This is a genomic window from Aquimarina sp. RZ0, from assembly GCF_008370685.1.
Classification (GTDB): domain Bacteria; phylum Bacteroidota; class Bacteroidia; order Flavobacteriales; family Flavobacteriaceae; genus Aquimarina.
The window spans coordinates 1-24,990 of the sequence record NZ_VTZU01000032.1 but is presented as its reverse complement, the minus strand read 5'-3'; the positions used below and the strand labels follow the sequence as shown (position 1 = coordinate 24,990).

16 protein-coding genes and 1 tRNA gene are annotated in these 24,990 nt (G+C 33.8%); 9 read left to right on the top strand and 8 right to left on the bottom strand.

The annotated features are described in order from the left end of the window. Positions 1–18: 18 nt before the first annotated feature. Together nusA and rimP are read right to left on the bottom strand one after the other, a co-directional pair. On the bottom strand, positions 19–1,251 hold the full coding sequence (gene nusA / locus F0000_RS13390; protein WP_149625227.1) for a transcription termination factor NusA: 1,233 nt from the start codon (positions 1,249–1,251) through the stop codon (positions 19–21). Between the two features lie 13 nt (positions 1,252–1,264). Continuing rightward, positions 1,265–1,768, bottom strand: a complete 504-nt coding sequence (gene rimP / locus F0000_RS13385) for a ribosome assembly cofactor RimP (protein ID WP_255452738.1) — start codon at positions 1,766–1,768, stop codon at positions 1,265–1,267. A gap of 230 nt (positions 1,769–1,998) precedes the next feature. Between rimP and F0000_RS13380 the strand changes: the two genes are divergently transcribed. Continuing rightward, positions 1,999–2,832: a universal stress protein gene (locus F0000_RS13380; protein ID WP_368668095.1), complete on the top strand. Its 834-nt coding sequence runs from the start codon at positions 1,999–2,001 to the stop codon at positions 2,830–2,832. Between the two features lie 61 nt (positions 2,833–2,893). Here F0000_RS13380 and F0000_RS13375 read toward each other — a convergent pair. Further along, a tRNA-Gln gene (locus tag F0000_RS13375) sits at positions 2,894–2,966 on the bottom strand. Between the two features lie 219 nt (positions 2,967–3,185). Here F0000_RS13375 and F0000_RS13370 point away from each other — a divergent pair. Then, positions 3,186–6,491, top strand: coding sequence for a DUF2723 domain-containing protein (locus F0000_RS13370; RefSeq protein WP_149625226.1), 3,306 nt, complete (start codon positions 3,186–3,188; stop codon positions 6,489–6,491). Between the two features lie 343 nt (positions 6,492–6,834). After that, positions 6,835–7,482 (top strand): polysaccharide deacetylase family protein, encoded by a 648-nt coding sequence (locus F0000_RS13365; RefSeq protein ID WP_149625225.1) that lies wholly within the window; start codon positions 6,835–6,837, stop codon positions 7,480–7,482. A gap of 167 nt (positions 7,483–7,649) precedes the next feature. Here the strand turns inward: F0000_RS13365 and F0000_RS13360 are convergent, their stop codons facing one another. After that, entirely contained in the window at positions 7,650–7,949 is a 300-nt protein-coding gene (locus F0000_RS13360; protein ID WP_149625224.1) for a co-chaperone YbbN, read from the bottom strand. Positions 7,950–8,034: 85 nt separating this feature from the next. Further along, entirely contained in the window at positions 8,035–9,273 is a 1,239-nt protein-coding gene (locus F0000_RS13355; protein ID WP_149625223.1) for a metallophosphoesterase, read from the bottom strand. Between the two features lie 384 nt (positions 9,274–9,657). On the opposite strand from F0000_RS13355, the gene polA reads away from it, so the two are divergent. After that, entirely contained in the window at positions 9,658–12,480 is a 2,823-nt protein-coding gene (polA, locus tag F0000_RS13350; RefSeq protein ID WP_149625222.1) for a DNA polymerase I, read from the top strand. Between the two features lie 71 nt (positions 12,481–12,551). Next, positions 12,552–13,436 carry a TerC family protein gene (locus tag F0000_RS13345; RefSeq protein ID WP_255452735.1) on the top strand — a complete coding sequence of 295 codons (885 nt, stop codon included), beginning with the start codon at positions 12,552–12,554 and terminating at the stop codon, positions 13,434–13,436. Between the two features lie 298 nt (positions 13,437–13,734). Here the strand turns inward: F0000_RS13345 and F0000_RS13340 are convergent, their stop codons facing one another. The 3 genes from F0000_RS13340 to F0000_RS13330 all read right to left on the bottom strand — a co-directional run bounded on the left by F0000_RS13340 (position 13,735) and on the right by F0000_RS13330 (position 19,232). Then, complete coding sequence (locus F0000_RS13340) at positions 13,735–14,874, bottom strand: putative porin (RefSeq protein WP_149625221.1); 1,140 nt, start codon at positions 14,872–14,874, stop codon at positions 13,735–13,737. Between the two features lie 546 nt (positions 14,875–15,420). Then, positions 15,421–16,752 carry a hypothetical protein gene (locus tag F0000_RS13335; protein ID WP_149625220.1) on the bottom strand — a complete coding sequence of 444 codons (1,332 nt, stop codon included), beginning with the start codon at positions 16,750–16,752 and terminating at the stop codon, positions 15,421–15,423. A gap of 1,298 nt (positions 16,753–18,050) precedes the next feature. Continuing rightward, entirely contained in the window at positions 18,051–19,232 is a 1,182-nt protein-coding gene (locus F0000_RS13330) for a M12 family metallopeptidase (RefSeq protein ID WP_149625219.1), read from the bottom strand. 492 nt (positions 19,233–19,724) lie between these two features. Between F0000_RS13330 and gyrB the strand changes: the two genes are divergently transcribed. The 4 genes from gyrB (at position 19,725) to F0000_RS13310 (ending at position 24,658) form a co-directional block, all read left to right on the top strand. Then, positions 19,725–21,665, top strand: a complete 1,941-nt coding sequence (gene gyrB, locus F0000_RS13325; RefSeq protein WP_149625218.1) for a DNA topoisomerase (ATP-hydrolyzing) subunit B — start codon at positions 19,725–19,727, stop codon at positions 21,663–21,665. 165 nt (positions 21,666–21,830) lie between these two features. After that, positions 21,831–22,832 (top strand): DUF6588 family protein, encoded by a 1,002-nt coding sequence (locus F0000_RS13320; RefSeq protein WP_149625217.1) that lies wholly within the window; start codon positions 21,831–21,833, stop codon positions 22,830–22,832. A 106-nt stretch (positions 22,833–22,938) separates the two neighbouring features. Further along, a complete protein-coding gene (gene mdh, locus F0000_RS13315; RefSeq protein WP_149625216.1) occupies positions 22,939–23,865 on the top strand; it encodes a malate dehydrogenase in 927 nt (308 codons plus the stop codon). Positions 23,866–24,244: 379 nt separating this feature from the next. After that, positions 24,245–24,658, top strand: coding sequence for a VOC family protein (locus tag F0000_RS13310; protein ID WP_149625215.1), 414 nt, complete (start codon positions 24,245–24,247; stop codon positions 24,656–24,658). Positions 24,659–24,990 lie beyond the last annotated feature (332 nt).

Here is a 24,990-nt window from a genome sequence, read left to right as displayed (position 1 = left end):
ATAAATTAATTGAAGTTATTAATCCTCAAATTCTGATTTTAATATCCTCATAACCTCACTAACTGTCTCTTCTTCAAGATCTGTTCTCTTCACTAAATCCGCTACTTCCTGCTCCAAAATACTTTTTGCAGTATCCAAACCTATCTTAGCAAATTCCTCTATAATCCAGGAATCGATTTCATCGGTAAACTCAGATAACTCCACATCTTCTTCCACACCTTCTCTAAATACATCAATCTCATAACCAGTTAATTGACCTGCAAGTCGAATATTATGTCCTCCTCTACCGATTGCTTTTGAAACTTCTTCTGGTTTCAGCATCACTTCTGCTCTACTACCTTCTTCATTAAGCTTTATCGACGTTACTTTTGCCGGGCTCAACGCCCTGGTAATGTATAATTGTAAGTTATTAGTATAATTTATTACATCAATATTTTCATTTCCTAATTCTCTAACGATACCATGGATTCGAGAACCTTTCATTCCCACACAAGCTCCTACCGGATCAATTCTATCATCATAAGAATCAACTGCAACCTTTGCTTTTTCTCCAGGAATCCTTACTACTTTTTTGACAGTAATTAATCCATCAAAAACTTCTGGTATTTCAGATTCAAATAATTTTTCTAAAAACAGAGGTGATGTTCTAGACATGATAATAGCAGGCTTATTCCCTTTGAGCTCTACAGATTCAATAACCCCTCGCACATTCTCTCCCTTACGAAAGAAATCAGATGGTATCTGTCTATCTTTTGGTAAAATAATCTCATTACCTTCATCATCTAATAAAATAATCGCCCTATGCCGAATATGATGAACTTCTGCTGTATAAATCTCTCCTTCTAAATCTTTAAATTGCTTATAAATATTTGTATTATCATGCTCATGGATTTTAGAAATTAAATTCTGACGTAATGCCAAAATAGATCTCCTACCCAAATGAATCAACTTAACTTCCTCCGACACATCTTCTCCTACTTCAAAATCTGGTTCTATCCTTTGTGCTGCCGTTAATGAAATTTCCTGATTATCATCCTCTACCTCTCCGTCAGCTACTACCACTCTATTCCTCCAAATCTCTAAATCTCCTTTATCCGGATTTATAATGATATCGAAATTGTCGTCACTTCCAAATTTCTTTTTTAATGCATTCCTGAACACATCTTCCAAAATCGCCATTAAGGTTACACGATCTATTAACTTGTCATCCTTGAACTCTGAAAATGATTCTATTAATGCGATATTTTCCATATCAATCTATAAATTAAAATGTTATCATAACTTTTGCTTCCCGTATCTCATTATATGGGACACAAGCTTCCTTGGTCACGGTTATCTTTCCTTTTCCTATTGGCTTAGGCTCTCTAGCTTTCCAAACCAATGTGATCATATCTTCTGTTACTAAAGTCAGCTCCCCCTCGATAGAGGTATTATCCTCAGTTTTTACTTTAAGCTTCCTTCCTACATTCTTCTTATACTGCCGTATGTGACTCAAACCTTCAGAAACTCCTGCAGACATAACCTGCAATGAAAAATCTTCTTCATCACGATCTAAATTATGCTCAATCGCCCTACTCACCGCAATACAATCATCAACCTTAACGCCTTGATCTCCATCCAAAATAACTTCAATGCTATTATCAGGTTGTATTTTACAATCAATCAGAAACAATGAAGGATTTTCATTGAGCGCTTCTTCTAATAAATTCTGAACTTTATCCTTTAATGACATACTTAGATAAAAAGAGGGGACTTCTCGTCCCCTCATCTGGTTTTTTAATTTCAACGGTGCAAAGATAGTAATAATATCTTATATTCAAAATCTAGTTAAGAATGATTTTATTTGTAAATTTAAGTGGCTCTTAAGAGGTTAGATCTTTTCCCCCTTTAAGAATTGTTTTTAAAAGAAATGCCAGCCTTTAAAAATATTATAGCCTCTAACAAAAAATCAGTAAAGACGTATTCTTATTTCACCAGTTATCATAAACACATTTTATCATGATTAAAAAAATACTTGTTCCAACAGATTTCTCTACTCAAGCCGAAAGCGCCTTGAAAGTAGCAGCGCAAATCGCAAAAAAGAATAACAGCCAAATCTATTTATTACACATACTCGAACTCCCTGTACATCTAAACGACTTAATGTCTTCAGGAAATTCAGGACCAGCTCCAGAAGCTATTTTCTTTATGCAACAAACTCATAAAAAGTTTGAAGAGATTCTGAAAAAAGACTATTTAAAGGGAATTGAAGTTTTAGAAACGGTAAGCTTTGAAGATGTCTTAAAAGGAATTACGGATTCCTGTAAAAAAAATGAGATTGACATGATTATCATGGGATCACACGGCTCCACAGGATTTGAAGAACTATTCATTGGGTCTAATGCAGAAAAAGTAGTTAGAACTTCTGAAAAACCCGTGTTGGTTATCAAAGAAGACTGTGACATCTTCAATGTGAATGATATCGTATATGCAACAAATTTTGATGACGAAGACAAACCTTCTTTAATCGCAGCTCACGAATTTGCAAAGCAATTAAACGCAAAACTTCATTTATTGTGGATAAATACCATCAACAGTTTTAAAACCACCAGCCAAACTGAAGAAAAAATGAACCTGATGATTGCTGATCTACCTATTGACAACTACACTTTGAACATTTATAATGATATTAATGTAGAGAAAGGGATTCTGAATTTTGCGAATTCTGTAAATGCCGGTTTGATTGGTATTAGCACTCACGGCAGAAAGGGTTTATCTCATTTTATAAATGGAAGTCTGGGAGAAGATGTAGTAAATCACGCAAAAAGACCTGTATTAACTTTTAAAATATAAATTATCATACTACAATCACAAAAAAAACTCTCTAAACTAAAATCTTAGAGAGTTTATTATGTTGGTCTACTAGGGCTCGAACCTAGACTCTTCTGGACCAAAACCAGACGTGTTGCCAGTTACACCATAGACCAATGTATCTTTGCGGGTGCAAATTTAGAACATTCTTTTTGCTCTGCAAATATTTTTTGAAAAAAAATACTCTTTTTACTCATTTTTGTACTCAACTCCTTTTATTTAAAATCATTAACCTTCAAAAAATATAAACTTCTATAAAGCGTTTGCTAAAAAAACTTAACTTAAAGTATTTTTATCACTAAATTCGCCAGACGTTTTTATAATAGTTAGATCTTATGGGTACATTCAACTTTAAAAAGTGGAATAAAATATTAGGATGGGCAGTTTTTTTGATTGCTCTATGTGTTTACTCACTTACCGTAGAACCTACTGCCAGTTTCTGGGATGCGGGAGAATATATCGCTACTTCCTCTAAGCTACAAGTAGGACATCCACCAGGAGCTCCATTGTTCCAAATGATTGGAGCATTTGCATCTGTTTTTGCATTTGATAAAACTCAAATAGCCTATGTTGTGAATATGACATCCGCTTTTGCCAGTGCCTTTGCCATTCTATTCATGTTTTGGTCAATTACAATACTTGTTACAAGACTTATTATAAAAGACGAAGAATTGACTCAAAATAAAGCTATTGCAGTTTTGGGAAGTGCATTGGTAGGTTCTCTCGCATTTACCTTTACAGATAGTTTCTGGTTTAATGCTGTAGAAGCAGAAGTATATGCGATGGCAATCTTTATTTTATCAGTATTATTCTATTTAGGATTATTATGGGAGCGAGATATGCACAAAGCCCGCGGAGATCGATGGCTAATACTTATTGCTTTTATTGCCGGTCTTTCCTTTGGAGTCCATTTTATGGGATTACTTTCTATTCCTGCCATAGGGCTTTTATATTATTTTAAAAACTATAAAGTCACTTTGAAAAGTTTTATTGCGGCAAACATAATTGTTGTTGCCATATTGCTATTCATATTTAAACTTCTTTTACCTTCTACGCTAAAATTATTTGGAGGAATGGAAGTGTTTTTTGTCAACACTATAGGACTTCCTTTTAATTCTGGTACCATTATTACCGGAATTGCTATTGCAATTGCATTTTATTACGGATTAAAATATACGCGTAAAAAAGGCTTACCATTAATAAACTCTTCTTTGCTATGCGTATTGTTCATTTTTATTGGGTTTTCTTGCTGGATAATGCTGCCAATACGTGCCAATGCAGGTACCGTTATCAACGAAAACAACCCTAATAATGCCAGAGAATTGCTTGCATACTACAACTTGGAGCAATACCCGGAAACTCATCTTTTTTATGGCCCTCAATTTACTGAAATCTATGCTGGTCTGGATGAAGAGAACCCCTATGAAGATGGCAAACCTAAGTATGAGAAAAACTTAAAAACAGGAAAATATGATATTGTAAATGATTGGAAAAATGCCAAACAAAATATAGATGATCGTCAGAAATCATTTTTACCCAGAATGTGGAGCACAGAACACATTAGCAACTATATGGATTTTACGGGGCCAATAAAATTTACAATCAAACCAGAATTTCAGGATCAGGAAGAACTACTAAATGCTGTTACAGAGTTTAGAAGAGAATATGCTACCGGAAAATTAGACAACGATGACTATAATAAATTCTTACGATCCTTTGGTGATTATATTGATGTAAAAAAACCTTCTTTTGGAGCAAATATAAGATACCTTTTCGAGTATCAAATGGGATATATGTACTGGAGATATTTTATGTGGAATTTTACTGGTAGACAAGATGACAATCAGGGAAAATATACGAATCTGGAAGGTAACTGGTTGAGCGGTATCAAATTCATAGATGAACTTCATTTAGGATCGCAAGACAACCTTCCTGAGGACGCATTGAAAAACAAAGCCCGTAATACTTACTATTTCTTACCTTTATTATTAGGATTATTAGGATTTATATTCCAGGCACAACGCGATAAAAAGAATTTCTGGGTATTATTAATATTTTTCCTTTTTACCGGACTGGCACTAAAAATATATCTGAACGAAAGACCTTTTGAGCCTAGAGAACGTGATTATGCACTCGTAGGGTCGTTTTATGTTTTCGCTATTTGGATAGGTTTTGGAGTGTATGCGCTATTTGATATACTCAAAAACGCTGTAAAACCTAAATTACTCGCCCCAGCTGTGACTCTAGTGTGCTTATTTGCTGTTCCGGTATTATTAGCTGCACAAAACTGGGATGATCACGATAGATCCAACAGATACACCGCCCAATCGATGGCAAAAATGTATCTACAATCCTGTCAGGATGACGCCATTCTATTTACTATAGGAGATAATGACACTTTTGCACTGTGGTATGCTCAGGAAATAGAAGAATATCGTACTGATGTAAGAACAGTAAACACTAGTCTTTTTGCGACAGACTGGTATATTGATCAGATGAAAAGAGCCGCTTATGACGGAAAACCAATTCCATCACAGCTGACACACGATTTTTATCGATTCGGAAATAACGACGCAATCTATTTTAAACCCGTTACAAAAGACACCATTCCTATTAATACTTGGATGGATTGGATACAAAATGACAACCCAAAAACCAAAGGTGATTTACAGAACGGAAAAAAAGTAAATACTTTTCCTTCTAAACACATAAGAATTCCTGTAGATAAAGAAGCCGTGTTGCGAAATGGTATTGTTCCTCAGAAAGATGCTGATCTTATCGTACCTTACATAGATATACATCTCAAAGGAGACCTATTATTCAAAAACAGATTATTGATGCTTGATATCATCGCTAATAACAACTGGGAAAGACCTATATATTTTACCGGAGGTAGTTTTGGAGATGATGATTACTTATGGATGAAAGATTATCTGCAATTAGATGGAGTAACCTATAAATTAGTTCCCATCCGTACTAAATTAGACAAACGTAACCCATATGACATGGGGCGAATTGACACCGATGTGATGTACAAAAATGTGACAAGCTGGGATTGGGGAAATAGTGAAGACCCAAATATCTATCACGATCCGGAAACTCGTAAAAATGCAATTACGTACAGGAGTAATTTAGCACGATTAGTAGAAGCTCTTATACAAGAGGATAAAAAAGATAAGGCCAAAGAAATATTAGACTTAGGTATGGAAAAAATGCCTATAGAATATTATGAATACTATACGCTATTAGAACCATATGTTAATGGGTATTATGAAGTGGATGAAAAAGAAAAGGCTCGTGAACTGTGGACAAAAATTGCTAAAAAATATCAAGACCAGCTTACTTATTTTGGAAGTCTTACACTAGAAAACCAATATGAATATGCTAATGAAATTGTGAGTAATGTAGAACGCTATCGTAGCGTTGTAGATCTCTTACTTATCAATAAAGATCGAGATATGGTTGAAGAAAAGGCTGAAGAATTTAATCGATATTTAAGATTATTTACAAGGCTTTATTCTGAAGACGAAGAATATGATGATGATGCTATCAAGCAACAACAAGAAGAGGAAGCATTACTAAAAGAAATTCAGGAAAGACAAAAAGCACTTGACACTATAGACAGTACCGAAAATTCATAAAACCTGGCTTAGATTCGTCAAAAATACATCAAATTAAGTATGCTTTTCAGCATAAATTTTGTGTAGAAATGTTATATTTTTGAAGCTTAAAGTTGAAGAATACATCTTGAACAATGGTTTTATACGATTTGTGATTAAAAAATTCGTATAAATTCATTGAATTATTTTTTCTTTATGCAAGGCAAAAAAATCAAGCATAGCTATAGCTACGGTTTATTTTTTAAACGAAATAGAAAGGAAAAAGAAACGATGAATATGCGAAATTTTTAGTTATAAATCGTATTATATTGTTTCTGACTTAAAATCACCGTTCGAATTTGCTCCTTTTTATTTATATTGAAGTGTGAAAATCATTCCGGTCAAGACTCCTGTTTTAATCAAATCCCTTTTTTCTGAATATACCTGGGATTTCTCTTCGAACGCAAAAGGAGGAGAAAAAAAAATATACCTTACTTTTGATGATGGCCCTATCCCAAAAGTTACAGAATTTGTTCTGGATCAATTAAAACAGTATAATGCCAAAGCTACATTTTTTTGTATTGGAGAAAATATAGAAAAACATCCAAACATTTTTAATAAAATTATTTCTGAGAAGCATTCGATAGGAAACCATACCATGAATCATATGAAAGCCTGGAAAAATAATACCAACACATACCTAGAGAATATTTCCACTTGCGAAAAAAAAATCGCAGAACATATTACTTCACAAAACAAACTATTCAGGCCTCCATATGGGCACATAAGCAAAAGCAAACTAAGTAAACTAAAAAGAAAGGGATATCACATTATATTATGGGACGTAATCTCAAAAGATTGGGATAAGAACGTTTCACCAGAAGAATGCCTCGGCAATGTAATTAACCATTCAGAAAATGGCAGTATTATTGTTTTTCACGATAGTATTAAAGCCTCCAAAAACATGTCGTATGCCTTACCAAGGACACTTGATTTCTTTACCCAAAAAGGCTATATCTTTGATAAAATATAAATGAACTCATCTTGAGTAATGCTTTGACCTACAAAACTTACATTTTGCACGTTAATTTTGTTTTTTTAACCGTAGCTATAGTTATGCTGAAAAAAAATACTTCATTATAGTACAAAAGCCAAACTTTTCGGTTGAAAACCACTACTCAAGATAAGTTCAATATGCTCTTAAGAGACATATTCTTTTATCAGTCCTATCAGAGTATTAGCATCTTGTTCTCCACTTTGTCTCCATACCATTTCACCTTCTTTATATATCATCAAAGTAGGTAATCCTTTCACACGAAGCGCAGTAGCCAATTCCTCGTTCTTATCAACATCTATTTTTATCACTTTAGCTTTATCGCCAAGAGCTGCTGCTACATCTCTTAAGACAGGATGCATTGCTACAGATGGTTCATTCCATTCAGTATAAAAATCCAGTAAAACCGGAACTTTGATACCTATTAACTCTCCAAACTTTGACATTTTCTAAAATTTTATGTACAATCTTTAAAAAAATAACACTTTTCAAATACTGCTATATCACTGTAAATATAACATTTTCTATGAATTAAGACGGTTGCGTCCCTTTTCTCAGTTCAATTACTGTAATTTCTGGCCAAATCCCGACTCTTCCGGGATATGCATGAAATCCAAATCCTCTATTTACATTTAGATACCTACCCATTTCAGAATACATCCCTGCCCATTGTTTATATACATACTGAACAGGGCTCCATTTCATAATTCCCGGTATTTCGATCCCAAACTGAAACCCGTGGGTATGACCACTTAGCGTTAGGTGAAAATGATCTTTATGTTTTTTTACTTCATACTCCCAATGAGAGGGATCATGGCTCAATAAAATCTTAAAATCTTCTTTAGACACCCGCTCTGAAGCTTTTGTCAGGTCTCCTGCTTTTTTAAAATTATGTCCCCAATTCTCTACACCTATCACAGCAATTCGTTCTCCGCCTTTTTCTACAAACACGCTTTCATTTAATAATAATTTAAAATCAATTTTAGAATGAACATCTTTTATAGCTTGAAAATTCGCGTCTTTTTTTTCTTTTGTATCCCACGTAACATATTCTCCATAGTCATGATTCCCAAGAATAGAATACTTCCCGTAAGAAGGCATTTTTATTTTTTTAAAAACATCTATCCAATCATCCATTTCACTAGCCATGGTATTTACAATATCGCCAGTAAACAATAACAGATCCATTTCCTGTTGATTAATAAGATCCACAGCATATTCGATTTTGGCAACCTCATCAAAACTACCAGAATGGATATCAGAGATCTGTGCTAAACGAAAACCATCAAATGCCTCAGGAAGCTCCTTAAAATACAATACGTGATTGATCACCTTGAAATTATACTTCCCTTTAAAAATACCGTGTATTAATCCTGCAAAAGGAATGGCGGCAACTCCTAATGCCAACTGGCTGATAAACTTTCTTCGCCTTGGTAAATACTGTGTTGCATTTCCTTCAAAAAAAGTGTTTGTGAGATAGGTATATCCTGCAATGGCCACTCTGATTATATCTTCTCCAAACATAAATAACACCAACACTAACTTTGGCACTACACTGATTAACAAAAGCCCAATCGCTCTAAGGCTATCCTTTGTAGGACCAACACTTCTGTCATAATTCACAAAAACATAAATAACATAACCAATGATGACCAAAGAAATTGTCATATATAACAATTGAATCCATTGACTTTTAGTAATCATTCTAATTACCTGATATGCATATACCTCTATTAGTATATACATAAGAATAGGAATTATCCAGCGCATAAGTACTTTTAATTTGTTAACAAAACTATTTCACCTTTTCGAATTGTTATTACATTTAAGTAAAAATTAACGAATCTCTATATTTTTATAATAAAAAATCCCCCAAACGCATAGATTGCGAGGTATAAATCTCATTTTTTTCTTTCATATGTAAAATTTTTATTCGTACCTTCGTTTCGTTATTGATTGAAGAACTAATAAAAAAAACTCTACAGTATTTATAAAATATATAATCGCATTTAAAGTAATTGATAACATTGTTATCAATTTTATTTTGGGGCGAAATGCCGTCAGTACTTGACGGCATTTCTTATTTATTGATTTTAGATCATTATCATCAATGTTCTTTTTATATTGCATTTCTAAAAATTCGAACTCTTAACTATGTCACAAAAACGGCTTTTCTTACTCGATGCATATGCACTTATTTTTCGTGGTTATTATGCATTAATTAAAAATCCCAGAATTAATTCTAAAGGGCAAGATACATCTGCCATTATGGGGTTTATGAACTCACTTTTTGATGTTATCAAAAGAGAAAACCCTGATCACCTGGCAGTAGCCTTTGATAAAGGAGGTAGTAAAGACCGGGTTGAGATGTTTCCTGAATATAAAGCAAACAGAGACGAAACACCCGAGGCAATAAAGATTGCAGTTCCTGTTATCCAGGAAATCCTGAAAGCTATGCACATTCCTATTATAGAATTAGCCGGTATCGAGGCAGATGATCTTATAGGAACCATTGCAAAACAAGCTGAAAAAGAAGGGTATCAGACCTATATGGTAACTCCTGATAAAGATTATGCACAATTAGTCTCTGAAAATATATTTATGTACCGCCCTGCCAGAATGGGTAATGGGATCGAGATATGGGGTATTCCCGAAGTTCAGAAAAGATTCGAAGTAGAAAGACCAGAACAAGTAATTGATTACCTGGGCATGATGGGAGACGCCGTAGATAACATCCCTGGACTGCCGGGTGTAGGTGACAAAACAGCCAAGAAATTTATTGCAGCCTATGGATCTATGGAAGGACTATTTGCAAATATCGATAAGCTTAAAGGCAAAATGAAAGAAAAAGTAGCAGCGAATCAGGAATTAGGGCTGCTTTCCAAAAAATTAGCAACCATCATGCTGGATTGTGACGTAAGCTTTGATGCAAAAAACTATGAAATATCTTCACCCGATGCGGCTAAAGTTCAAGAGATTTTTGAAGAACTGGAATTTAGACGATTAAAGGATCAGTTTACAAAAATCTTCTTCCCCTCAGAAGATGTTTCACAATCTAAAACTACCAATCCAAAAAAACAATCTAACCAAGCAGGTGCTGGACAGTTTTCTCTCTTTGGAGGTGCAGAAGAAAACACGGCAGAGAACGTTTCTACTTCTGGCAGAAAAACAATTGCAAACACTGAACATTTTTATCAAAGTATTGCACCTGGAATGGCTATGAAATTGTTTCTCCAGAACGTACTAAAACAAGAAAATGTTTGTTTTGACACAGAAACAACCGGTCTTGATCCACTTGTAGCAGAACTTGTCGGTATTTCTTTTTCCTGGGAAGCTGGAAAAGGATTTTATATCCCATTTCCGGAAGATCGGACTGCAGCGCAAGAGTTGATTGAACAATTACGCCCATTTTTTGAGACAGAAACTATCACTAAAATCGGACAAAATCTAAAATATGACATCAAGGTATTGGCAAAATATAATATTGATGTAAAAGGTAAACTGTTTGATACCATGTTGGCTCATTACCTTATCAATCCTGATATGAGACATAATATGGATGTCCTTGCAGAAACCTATCTTAATTACACCCCTGTGTCTATTACAGAACTCATCGGTAAGAAAGGTAAAAATCAATTATCTTTCAGGCAAGTACCTATAGATAAGCAAACAGAATATGCTGTAGAAGATGCAGATATTACATATCAGCTCAAAGAACATTTTGCTCCGGAACTTAAGGATGCGAATACGATATCCTTATTCGAAGATATAGAAGTTCCATTATTAAGAGTACTCGCTGATATGGAAATCGAAGGCATCAATCTGGATAAAGATTTTTTAAAATCGTTATCAGCAGACTTAGATAATGATATTAAATCATTAGAGAAGAGTATCTATGCAGAAGCTGAAGAAGAATTTAATATTGCATCGCCAAAACAACTGGGAGTTATTCTTTTTGAAAAATTAAAACTGGTTGACAAACCAAAGAAAACTAAAACCGGGCAGTATTCTACCGCAGAAGATGTATTATCATATTTGGCTAAAGATCATAAAATCATCCAAAACATACTAGATTACAGAGGGTTATCAAAATTAAAAAGTACATATGTAGATGCATTACCTACACAAATAAATGAATCTACCAATCGTGTACATACGGATTACATGCAAACAGTAGCTGCCACGGGTCGATTGAGTTCTAACAATCCTAATCTACAGAATATCCCAATACGCACAGAACGCGGGAGACAAGTAAGAAAAGCATTTGTCCCCAGAAGTGAAGAGTTCACGATGTTGGCTGCAGATTACTCCCAAATAGAATTAAGAATCATTGCTGCCCTGAGTGAAGAAGAAACGATGATCAATGCGTTTAAAAACGGAGAAGATATCCATGCCTCTACTGCCGCAAAAGTATTTAATGTACGCTTAGAAGAAGTTACCAGAGAACAACGTAGTAACGCCAAAACTGTAAACTTCGGGATTATCTATGGTGTTTCTGCTTTTGGACTAAGTAATCAAACAGATCTTTCCCGCAGCGAGGCAAAAGAATTAATTGACACTTATTATAAAACCTATCCTAAGTTACGTAATTATATGAGTGAACTTGTTGATTTTGCCAGAGATAATGGATATGTACAGACAGTACTAGGCAGACGACGTTACCTGAAAGATATTAATTCTGCTAATGCAGTAGTGCGAGGTGCAGCAGAACGTAATGCTGTCAATGCTCCTATCCAGGGGAGCGCTGCAGATATTATTAAAATTGCCATGATTAATATCCATAAAAAATTAAAAGATAAAAATTACAAAACCAAAATGCTACTACAAGTACATGATGAATTGGTTTTTGATGTCTATAAACCTGAATTAGAAGAAATAAAATCTATGATAAAATCTGAAATGGAAAACGCTTATACACTAGCAGTTCCATTAGATGTAGATATGGGATTAGGAGACAACTGGCTAGAAGCCCATTAATCACTGTTTTTTTAGCATAAATTTATACTATGAACTCATTTAGATATTTTGGGATTGACTAAAAAGTCTAAATGGCTTCTATACTTAGAAGGACATCACTAACCAAATTATTATTTATGGAACAACTTTTTACAGTCGAAAGTTTTATTACATTATTAATGCTTGTTTTATTACAAGCGGTATTAGGTTTTGACAACCTGTTATACATATCTCTGGAGTCTAAAAAAGCCCCTGCTGACAAACAAAGCTTTGTTCGCAAAATGGGAGTAGGTCTCGCTATTATCCTGCGTATTGTTTTATTGTTTGTTCTGATGTCTTTAATTCAATTCTTTCAGGATCCGTTTATCAGCTTGCATGGCAACAACATTATAGAATTTGAGTTTAATGTACATAGCATTATTGTACTTATTGGAGGTATTTTTATTATCTACACTGCTATAAAAGAAATCTGGCATATGATGCTCTCTAAAGAGCACGAAATTTCTGATCAGAAAAACAAGAAAGCGTCTACAAACAAGATTATTTTCTGGATTGTAATTATGAATCTTGTATTTTCTTTTGATTCTATATTAAGTGCAATGGCATTAACAAGTGATATGGAATATATCCCTCAACTGATCCTTATGTCTATTGCTATCATTATGGGAGGTATACTGATGATTGTCCTTGCTGACAAAGTATCTGATTTTTTGCAAAAAAACAGGATGTATGAGGTATTAGGTCTTTTTATCTTATTTATAGTTGGTATCATGTTATTATCAGAAGGAGGACATCTGGCACATCTGCATTTGTTTACTAATGCCATTACTCCGATGAGTAAAACTACCTTTTATTTTGTGATTATCGTGTTGGTTATTGTAGATGTTGTGCAAGGACGTTATCAGAAAAACCTACTAGCCGAAAAGCGACATCAGGAAATATTGGCAGAAAAAGAAGAAAAAACAAGCAGTAAGTAACGCACGCAACTTATATTTTTATAAGCGTAGTAAAAGCCGTTTGATATTCTCAAACGGCTTTTTGCTTACTATAGCGCTTGATATTTTAATCTTATTCAACTTCTGTTTTTTATATTTTGAAGTATAATACGATTTGTGATTAAAAAATTCGTATAAATTCATTGAATTATTTTTTCTTTATGCAAGGCAAAAAAATCAAGCATAGCTATAGCTACGGTTTATTTTTTAAACGAAGTAGAAAGGAAAAAGAAACGATGAATATGCGAAATTTTTAGTTGTAAATCGTATAATATGTGATCTAAAATTTAAAATTAAAATCTACTCGTGCCCTACTGCCTGTTTCAAGGAAATCTGCTTCTTTTTTAATTTGTTCGATCTGGTATCCTCTAAAAATAAGGTTCATTTTCTCATTTATTGCATATCCTATCCTAAGCTCAAAACCTTTGGTATTAGAAAGTCTGGATCCTGTTGCATCAAAAGAAGAATAATCCAACCTGCCCCAATCGTTTTGCGCAAAATAGTCTACGATTGCATATTTACCAATGTGGGCATAATATACGTTTAGAATCCAGTCATTCGCTTTTCTGAGTTTTCCAAACTTTACATTCATCACATATCCATCCTTTTCTTCAATCAATGCTAACGGAATTTCTGAAGTATCCAAGTCTTCTAAATTCTTGTAAAAATCTACTCCAAAAACAAGTCTCTTTTTTAAAGAGAATTCATATTCTAATCCTACTGTTACGATAGAATAATCCAACTTAAAATCTCCTTTCTTATCTGGTATATTCGATACTTGATTAAAGTAAAAAAAACCAGGATATAGGTGTATTTTTTGATTTAATATATCCTTTACTCTTACTTGCACTCCCTGGAAATAGCTATCCTCATCAAAAGTTTTATTATTAGATCCAATAATAAAATGACCTGAATTAATCTCTATAGAATTCACCAATTTTAAATTCAATAAAATCTTATAGCTAAGCGCTATCCCTTCCGGAAACACATTGTCATTCCAGAACAGTTCATTTTGCTTATAAAAAGGGAACGTATTTTTTCCTATCCATCCCGTAAATTGATGATAATGCGCTGAAAAATATACTTTTTCGAGTCCTACCTGTAGAGTAGAAAATTCTCCTTCTCCTCCCCCCAAAGTAGTATGAGGCCCTTGCTGATCTCTTAAATTCCCTGTTCTTATTCGAGCACCGATTTCTGCCCAATTTTTATAATTGTATTTTGCTTGTAGTCTAAACCTATACCGCAGGCGACTTCTATCTTCTCTATAAGATCCATCTCCTTTTTGAGAATCCCAATCATGCTCTCCTCTAAATCTAAAATCCCCGGAAAACTGTATTTTTTTGTCCTGAAAATTTTGGGACTGAGATTGTATGGCAGTCGTAAGAAGAAATACGATGGCTACACTAATTTTCTTAAACATTTAAAATGCTTTTATGATTAATAATTTTTTGTTGAAGTATTGGATTTGTATGTACTTGTTGAGTGCAACAGAATAAAAAGCTCCTTTGTGGAAATACTGTCAAAAAATGTTTGACGCATATATTTCCGGTTTTCTTAAACGAAAACACAAACTTTTATTCTGCTTGATTCAGTATATAGAGTATATAGATAATATGTTTTTTAACTTCTAAAATTCACTTATATAAGAGTGATTTAATTTTTCGATTTTCATAAGAAAAATGCAAACCACTCTTATAAGCTAATAGTAAACTATCTCGGGGCAAGCCCACGAGGCACTTATTGAAAAAAAAACATTTTGAATTCAAGGCAAGCCTCGGAGCATCTAAATCTCGATTATCGAGTAAATATTAGTAACCCTATCAAGAAATTTCCAGATCAAGTTTTAACATCTAAAAAAAATGATACCATAGTCGTGTCACCAGAATTGATTCATTTATATCAAAATCAGGTTGTTTTTTAAGAAAACTTAAACAATTACAACAAGCTATACTGAAGTATTACATCATTATATCTCTAATGTATAATGACCTACAAAGGCATGTCTCTCAAAAGATAACAACCAAACATGTAACATTTTTGGATTTTTATCATCCCAGTACATAACCGGACCATCGATACCTACCAAATGACTATCCAGCCAATTATCTTTATCATCAGTAAGATATGAGTAGTATGGATTTTTATCTGACTCCCAAGACAAATGTTGTTCATAGGACTCGTAAAAAGGATGGTTAGAAAAACCCATAGAATTTTTCCATCCTTCATTCGCTTTATCATCTGACAAAGTTGGCAAATCAGAAAGATCCAAACCGCCTAATACCAACTTGGTTGTTCTTTTATTATCGGCATCAATAAACGTAAAGTTAATCTCGTTTAATGTATCTTTTGCTTGTGAGCTCATTACTTTATAAAGAGTGACTTCTTTTAGATTTCTGATTCTTCCTAATTCTGTTTTTCTAGGATTTGATTTGTTATAAAATCCTGGTGGACTAAACGTAGCAAACTTGGTACTATCACTTTGTAAATCCCTAATAGTTTTGAAGGTTTCTGGATATATAATCTCTTTAAACTTCTTTTTTCGTGCTCCTTCTAATGGGTACATCGTATTCCCTTTATCTTGATAAGATATAGTAACAGTATCCAATGTTTTGGAAATATAAGACTTCTTGATTTTTCGATTTTCACAATCAACCCAGTTTTCGAGAGGTTTTTTATACAATTCAAAATCTACATCATTTCTCGCCTTAAACAATTGTGTATACAGAGGCTTCGGAAAATCAAACCATCCATGAGAAAAAGGTAATTCTTTTCCATTCTCCTTCTTGTAAGCTATTATCTCCCACAAATAAGAATTCAAACAGTTTCTGGCAATATCAACCCGCACGATATCCTTGTTTGAAGACTGAAATTGACTTGCATTAAAACGAACCTGATTTCTATTCCATTCCTGATTGACAACAGCGATATATGATAAATATCGATCTTCTTTTAGATGTTCTGGTACGGTAGGCATAAATTCTAACAAATCAATAGTATTGAATGCTATAGAATCTCCCGTTTTTCCATTCGAATAAAAATAAAACGAATATTTTCCATTCTCCTTTTCCGGATGAATTTTTCCTGCTTCAAAATAATTATAATCATAATCAGAAGCCATAAATCCAATATCAGGATTATCAGGGTACTCTCGATCATTGAGAGATTCTATTTTAAATGTAAAATCTTTATTTTCAATAGTTAATTCGCTTATTTGTTTTGTTTCCTTAGGTGTATCTTTACAAGAAAATATAGCAAAAAGCAATAAGGTGTTGATTAAAATCTTTGTTGTAAGTTTCATAATTTAGGTATTATAAAAGATTCAGAAAGGCGTAAAGAAACTCTCATAGAATAGTCTCTACATATTCCTACTTTGTCTGAATTTTTTGTAAGTGTTTGTGTTAGTATTTCTGTTTTTTAGACTAATGGAATTCATCAAATATCCTTTCTGTACAAGGGAAATTTATCCTCAAAATAAAAGGCGCAATTATCCTGTCTTATGCCATTAAAAAATATCGTTATACCTACCTATTATGAAATAGTCAAAAACCAAAACAATAATGATGTTGTAGCATCCTGATTTTATGCATGGCTGAGATTGGATAAAACTGATATTGTTAAAATAACATAGAGAATGAGTTATGTGATTCTATGCGTTTGATTATTCAAAAAAACTCTTTATCTCAGATTTTCTCTCGTATCCTATCAATGCATCAACAATTAATACACATACCTACGAGACATACTGCTGGAAAAAAAAGACAATCTGATATAGAAAACCTCAATAATTCAGTTCTTGATACGGGATTAAATTAGTTTGTTTTAAAAAAGAGCCAGTTACACTCTTTTTGTTTATAACAGCAATATGATTGTGGTTATTAGAAGTATGTAAGTCATTTGATCTCCTAAGATCTTTACGTGCCATCTTATTCATGATAGATAACAAAGGCTTTATAAAAAGCGTTTTTAGTCTGTGTAACATTTTCATAATTTAAATTTGGTTAACGCTATTTTAGACGGAAAAAACACCTTCTATCTACAGTAAAAAATGTTAAGGATGTATTAATTGAATTAAAGCCAATATTCATACGCTACTCTAATAAATATGAAATTTATAGTATAAAATTCTGGCAAAACAGTAACGTAATTATTTTTTTTAGCTTTCTAAATAAATTTATCTACTTATTCATGGCATAGATTCAAGAATTTTGACCTTCTTGTTAATATTTTAGTATTTGTAGTCGATTCTTGACACAGGAGTCCAGTATGATTGCTAAATATTCAATTATACGATTTGTGATTAAAAAATTCGTATAAATTCATTGAATTATTTTTTCTTTATGCAAGGCAAAAAAATCAAGCATAGCTATAGCTACGGTTTATTTTTTAAACGAAGTAGAAAGGAAAAAGAAACGATGAATATGCGAAATTTTTAGTTATAAATCGTATTAGAATAAAAACCCTCAAGAAATATTTTCTTAGGGATTTTACAGTATTCGCAAAAAAAATGTCTCAGGATATCCTGAGACATTTTTAGTATGATATATTACTATCTGTAATAAAAAAGCGTGTTAATTCTTATTCAAACAACAACTAGTATTAGCTACCACATTGCCCTAAGTTCGTCCATCTTCCATTACTCTGACGCTCATATAGAGATCCTTGATAAGTTACTCTATCTCCAGTACTGTAGCTACTATTGTTACCATTAAATGGCTCAACATTTTCACAAATATCAGCAGCAGGATCTTCTGTACCACATCTTCCTATACGATTCCAACGGGTAAAATCTCTTTCAAACAAGAACCCTCTAAAGGTAACTTTGTCACCTACCTGATAGCGTTGCCCACGTACCCATTCATCTACACCATCACAGATATCATCTGGATCTGGATTCGGGTCTGGGTTCGGATCAGGATCTGTTCCTCCACCTGGATATACTTGATTTGTCCCTGCAATATCACCAGGAGATAATTCAGCTCTTCTTCTAGGGTAAGGCCGACCAGTACTTTTTTCAACTATAGTAGGTTGTCCATTTTTACTAAATGTAAACGATCCATACATCATCGTAGATCTAAGGTCAAATTCACCGATAAGTTCTGCTCTAGAGTTTAATCTGAACTGACTTTCAGCACCAGCCTGTATGTTTTGGAAGTTAACTATTACATGATCATCTCTATCACGACGAGTTTGCTCATGTACATATCCTAATGTATGCCCTATCTCATGAATCATAACTACCTCGCTCGTTAGAACCCCCATATTTATTCTACCTCTAGTACTAGCTCCTAAACTTGCACTTGCACAGTTACATTGGTTACCACTATTTACAATAGTTACAAAAAAATTCTCATTGGTTCTTTCTTTAAACCTAATAGCAGTTTTAGAAGACCATTCATCCATAGAATTTCTGGTTACTCTAATTTGATTTGCGGATAAACTTCTATCAAGTACATACACTACTGTGTTGTTTGACCATTTACGTATTCCACCACCTAATCCAAGTTTTACGCCAGCATCTGGAGTATCATTAGGGTCTACAACTCCATCATTTGGAGAATCAGATACTTGCTCTGGAAAAATTTTCATATCATCTAACAGATATGTTCCATCAGGCAATACTTGTACAACAGTTTCATCCCCCATAAAAAATACCTTTTTAGTTTCTATAGAAGTATCTTCAGGATTCTCATCAAAGGTTTCTGTGCTACAGGAAGCAACAAAAAACCCTAAACTCAGCATACTGATTTTTGCTAAGTTAATAATTTTTTCAGTGTTCATTTCTTAAAATTTAGTAGTTGAATTTATTTATTTCGTAGTTAGGATAACCAACTAACACCTAATGTATTATAACGTTGTAAGTTAATTAAATGTTAAACTTGATTAATTTTTTGTTAGTCATCTATTATTCGTTGTAGTTCACTGAGTAAGCGTTTTTTTTAAAGTAAAAATATCTTCACTTCTTAAAGTTTTGGCAGCCAGAAACTGAACCGTAATTATTTAAAATTGCAGTTGTATTTTTAATAATTCAGTATGCTCGCTTTTAAAGGGCTAAAAGTAATTTTAAATAATGTTAATAAAATTACGAATTATCACGTAATCGATTTTAAGGTTGTTTTTAGCTCTTTTAAGGAGTTTTTTTGTTTCTCTAGTATTGTTCTTAACTAATTGTTGATAACTCTTTAAATCAAACCTAACAAAAACCTTTGAACACCTTGGTCTTTTTTTATCTTTGTTTGTTGACCAAAAATTGTAATTAATTAAAGCTGATTTATGAGCGAAGAAGCAAAAAAAAATAATTATTCTGCCGATAGTATTCAGGCACTGGAAGGGATGGAGCATGTACGTATGCGTCCATCAATGTATATTGGAGATGTAGGGACCAGGGGATTGCATCATTTAGTATATGAAGTTGTAGATAATTCTATTGATGAAGCACTGGGAGGGTATTGTGATACGATTGATGTTACTATTAATGAGGATAACTCTATCACAACAAAAGATAACGGTCGTGGAATTCCTGTAGGAATTCATAAGAAAGAAGGAGTTTCTGCGCTAGAAGTGGTAATGACCAAAATAGGAGCAGGAGGAAAATTTGATAAAGATTCTTATAAAGTTTCAGGAGGATTACACGGTGTAGGTGTTTCTTGTGTAAATGCACTTTCTGATCATCTGCATGCGATTGTGCATAAAGATGGAAAGGTATGGGAACAAGAATATGAAAAAGGAAAACCTTTGTATCCGGTAAAATCAACCGGAGATACTGATTTTAATGGAACAGTTGTAACTTTTAGACCGGATCCTACCATTTTTCAGCAGACATTAGAATATAACTATGATACGCTGGCAAGTCGTATGCGAGAATTGGCATACCTTAATAAAGGTATAACTATTACGCTAGTAGATAAACGCCATACAGACGATAAAGGGAATCATGTTTCTGAAATCTTTCACTCTGAAGAAGGGCTGAAAGAATTTGTTCGATTTTTAGATACAAGTCGTAGTCCTATTATTGGTCATGTAATTGCTATGGAAGGAGAGAAGAATGACATCCCTGTAGAAGTAGCTATGATCTATAATGACTCTTATGCGGAGAATTTACATTCTTATGTAAATAATATTAATACCCACGAAGGAGGAACGCATCTTTCTGGATTTAGAAGAGGACTTACTTCAACGCTTAAGAAGTATGCAGATGCTTCCGGGATGTTGGATAAACTTAAATTTGAAATTGCAGGAGATGATTTTAGAGAAGGTCTTACAGCAATCGTTTCTGTAAAAGTACAGGAACCACAGTTTGAAGGGCAGACCAAAACCAAATTAGGAAATAGAGAAGTTACCTCTGCCGTTTCTCAGGCTGTTTCTGAGATGTTAGAAAACTATCTGGAAGAAAATCCTAACGACGCTAAAACAATTGTTCAGAAAGTTATCCTTGCTGCTCAGGCACGCCATGCAGCAAAGAAAGCACGCGAAATGGTGCAACGTAAATCTGTGATGAGTATCGGAGGTTTACCTGGTAAACTATCCGATTGTTCAGAACAAGATCCTGCATTATGTGAGGTATTCCTTGTTGAGGGAGACTCTGCAGGTGGAACGGCTAAACAAGGGAGAGATCGTATGTTTCAAGCTATTCTTCCGTTGCGTGGTAAGATTCTCAATGTAGAAAAAGCCATGCACCATAAGGTTTTTGAAAATGAAGAAATTAAAAATATCTTCACAGCTCTTGGTGTGACTATTGGTACAGAAGAGGATAGTAAGGCATTGAATCTTTCTAAACTACGGTATCATAAAGTGGTGATTATGTGTGATGCAGATGTGGATGGTAGTCATATTTCGACCTTGATCTTAACCTTCTTTTTTAGATATATGAAAGAACTGATAGAAGCTGGTCATATTTATATTGCGGCACCGCCATTATACCTGGTAAAGAAAGGAGCGAAAAAACAATATGCATGGAATGATGATCAACGAGATATGATTATAAAAGAGTTTGGAGAAAGTTCAAAAATACAACGTTATAAGGGTCTTGGAGAGATGAACGCAGAACAATTGTGGGATACTACCATGAATCCGGAATATAGAACGATGCGTCAAGTAACGATCGATAATTTAACAGAAGCAGATAGAATTTTTTCTATGCTGATGGGAGATGAGGTACCACCTCGTAGAGAATTTATAGAGAAAAATGCAGTGTATGCAAATATAGACGCATAAACGCAGGAAGCTTATCTAGAAGTATAGCTTTAAGCAGAAATGCAAACTCATAAGCAAAAGTAATCTTCAAGATATGTTTCTTACCAAATAATTTACAATGAGATCCGTTATACAGAGTATAGCGGATTTTTTTATATATTGTTGCGCCTATAAAACCCAAATCTAATGAAAAAAATTAGTGTATTTTTTATACTGCTTATATCGCATGTATCCTATTCTCAGACGAATGTTGACCAGTTGCTGGAACTTGGTATCGCTAATGCAGAACGTTTTAGTTCTGATTATTTTGCTCCCGCGGGAGAAGTATTGGTGAATAGTATGTCTAATGGATGGTATAAGACTGCTCAGGTAAAGAAATTGTGGAAATTTAAAGTTGGCTTTGTCGGAAATCTTTCTTTTGTCAGAGAAGAAAAGCAATCCTTTATTTTTAATGTTGCAGAATATACAGATATAGAATTCGATGATGGATCCTTAAGACGTACGGTGGTCAATGCATTTGGGGGAAATCAGGAAGATGTCGTGGTTGTACTAAACGAGGGAGGTTTTGGCTCGGTAGCAGTTACCTTGCCTGATGGGATTGGAGATAAAGAGATTGCTATGGCGCCAACAGGTTTTTTACAAGGATCTATGGGGATATCCAGAAGTACAGAAATTAAAGCCAGGTTTTTGCCTATGCTTGCGGCAAGAGAAAATACTAAAGTAGGCTTATATGGTATTGCAGTGCAGCACGAATTAACTGATTGGATTTTTTCTTGGAAAAGACTTCCTTTTAAGGTTTCTGGTTTGGTAGGATATACTAACGTAAAAGGAACATATGACTTTACAAATGATAGTAGTATCGAGGGAGTAGATCAGGAAATTAGCCTGAATTCTAATTCCTGGTTACTTACAGGGATTATTTCTACAAAACTTCCTAAGCTTAATTTTTATGGAGGTTTTGGATATTATTTTGGAACAAGTACTGCTGATATTTTGGGGACGTATACTGTTCAGAATGGTCCTTTGACTTCTCAGACTGTTACCGATCCTATTTCAGTAAAAAATAAGACAAGAGGAGTAAAAGCAACCATTGGTGCTAATGTAAAATTAGGTTTATTTACTGCAAACCTGGATTACACACTTCAGAACTATAATAATGTATCTTTAGGTTTTAATTTTGGTTTGTAATTTAACGAAGAATTCACAAATAAAATCGTTAAAGAATTCGTATTTTCGCGATTATTGAATCTATTCAATAATCGTAGTAAGTACTAATCAAAATTACATATAAATCATGAAAATTACAGTAGTAGGAGCTGGCGCAGTAGGTGCAAGTTGTGCTGAATATATAGCCATAAAGAATTTTGCTTCAGAAGTTGTATTGCTGGATATTAAAGAAGGCTATGCAGAAGGTAAGGCGATGGATTTAATGCAAACCGCTTCATTGAATGGGTTTGACACAAAAATAACTGGCTCCACAAATGATTATTCAAAAACAGCAGGGAGTAATATTGTTGTAATTACTTCAGGAATTCCTCGTAAACCGGGAATGACTCGTGAAGAATTGATTGGTATCAATGCGGGAATTGTAAAAACCGTTTCTTCTAGTTTGATAGAACATTCTCCTAATGCTATTATTATTGTGGTGAGTAATCCTATGGATACTATGACTTATTTAGTGCATAAGACAACAAAACTTCCTAAAAGCAGAATTATTGGTATGGGAGGAGCTTTGGATAGCGCACGTTTTAAATATAGATTGGCAGAAGCTCTGGGAGCTCCTATCTCTGATATTGACGGGATGGTGATTGGTGGTCATAGTGATAAAGGTATGGTACCATTGACAAGATTGGCAACCAGAAATAGTGTGCCGGTTTCAGAATTTATTTCTGAAGATCGATTAGAACAAGTAGCAGCAGATACCAAAGTGGGCGGCGCTACACTTACTGGATTATTAGGAACATCTGCCTGGTACGCACCTGGAGCAGCAGTTTCTGGATTGGTACAGGCAATTGCCTGTGATCAAAAGAAAATATTCCCTTGTTCTACCTTATTAGAGGGCGAGTATGGATTACATGATTTATGTATAGGAACCCCTGTAGTATTAGGGAAAGATGGTATCGAAAAAATTGTAGAGATCGAACTTACTGATGCTGAGAAAGCAAAATTATCAGAAAGTGCAGAAGGCGTCAAAAAGACCAATGGACTGTTAGAATTGTAAGAACAAATTTATAATTCTTTATTATAAACTATCTCGGGATAAGCCCATGAGGTATTTATTAGAAAAAAATCATTTCGATTTCGAGGCAAGCCTCGGAGCATTTAAATCTTGATTATCGAGTAAAGATTATACTAAAAGCTGCAATAATGCGGCTTTTAGCATTTATACCATTTTTGATTTCAATGTATCTGCCACCATTTATTGTTTGAATTTACTATAATACGATTTGTGATTAAAAAATTCGTATAAATTCATTGAATTATTTTTTCTTTATGCAAGGCAAAAAAATCAAGCATAGCTATAGCTACGGTTTATTTTTTAAACGAAGTAGAAAGGAAAAAGAAACGATGAATATGCGAAATTTTTAGTTATAAATCGTATGAAACAAAGAATAGCGCATATAGCTTTAATAGTAAAGGATTATGATGAAGCAATAGAATTTTACACTAAAAAATTAGACTTTACTTTACTTGAGGACACAAAAATTGACGAAAAAAAGAGATGGGTAATGGTTGCTCCACCAGGTGCAAAAGAATGTTGTTTACTTTTAGCTAAAGCAGCTAATGACAGACAAAAAGAAAGTATAGGAAATCAAACAGGGGGTAGAGTCGGATTTTTCCTTTTTACAGATGATTTTGAAAGAGATTACACTAAAATGATTAACCGAGAAATAAAATTTGTAAGACCCAAAACCGAATTTGAATATGGAACTGTCGCTGTATTCGAAGATTTATATGGAAATATGTGGGATTTGATTGAACCGAATGAAAATAACAAAGGTTTGATAAAATAAACAGCAGGTAACAAAAACTATAATTAATGTGGGTTTTAGTCTTTAATCCAAAAGTTAATGTATATTTTTAATGTCCGTCAAATCATTTTGATTTGACTTTTGAACAAAAAATAAAAGCAACCAAAATGTTTTAACTAAGTGCTAAAACGAAAACCTCTGATTTTCTATTACCGCACTAATCATAACCTGAGCGTTGTGCGTCACTATGACCCGTCCTGAAATATGTATACAAAAAACCAATGTATATGTATAAAAATGATGGATATGTGAGACGCTATAGCGAAAGCTTTAAACTCAAAGTTCTAGCAGAACTTACCAAAGGAAACCACTCC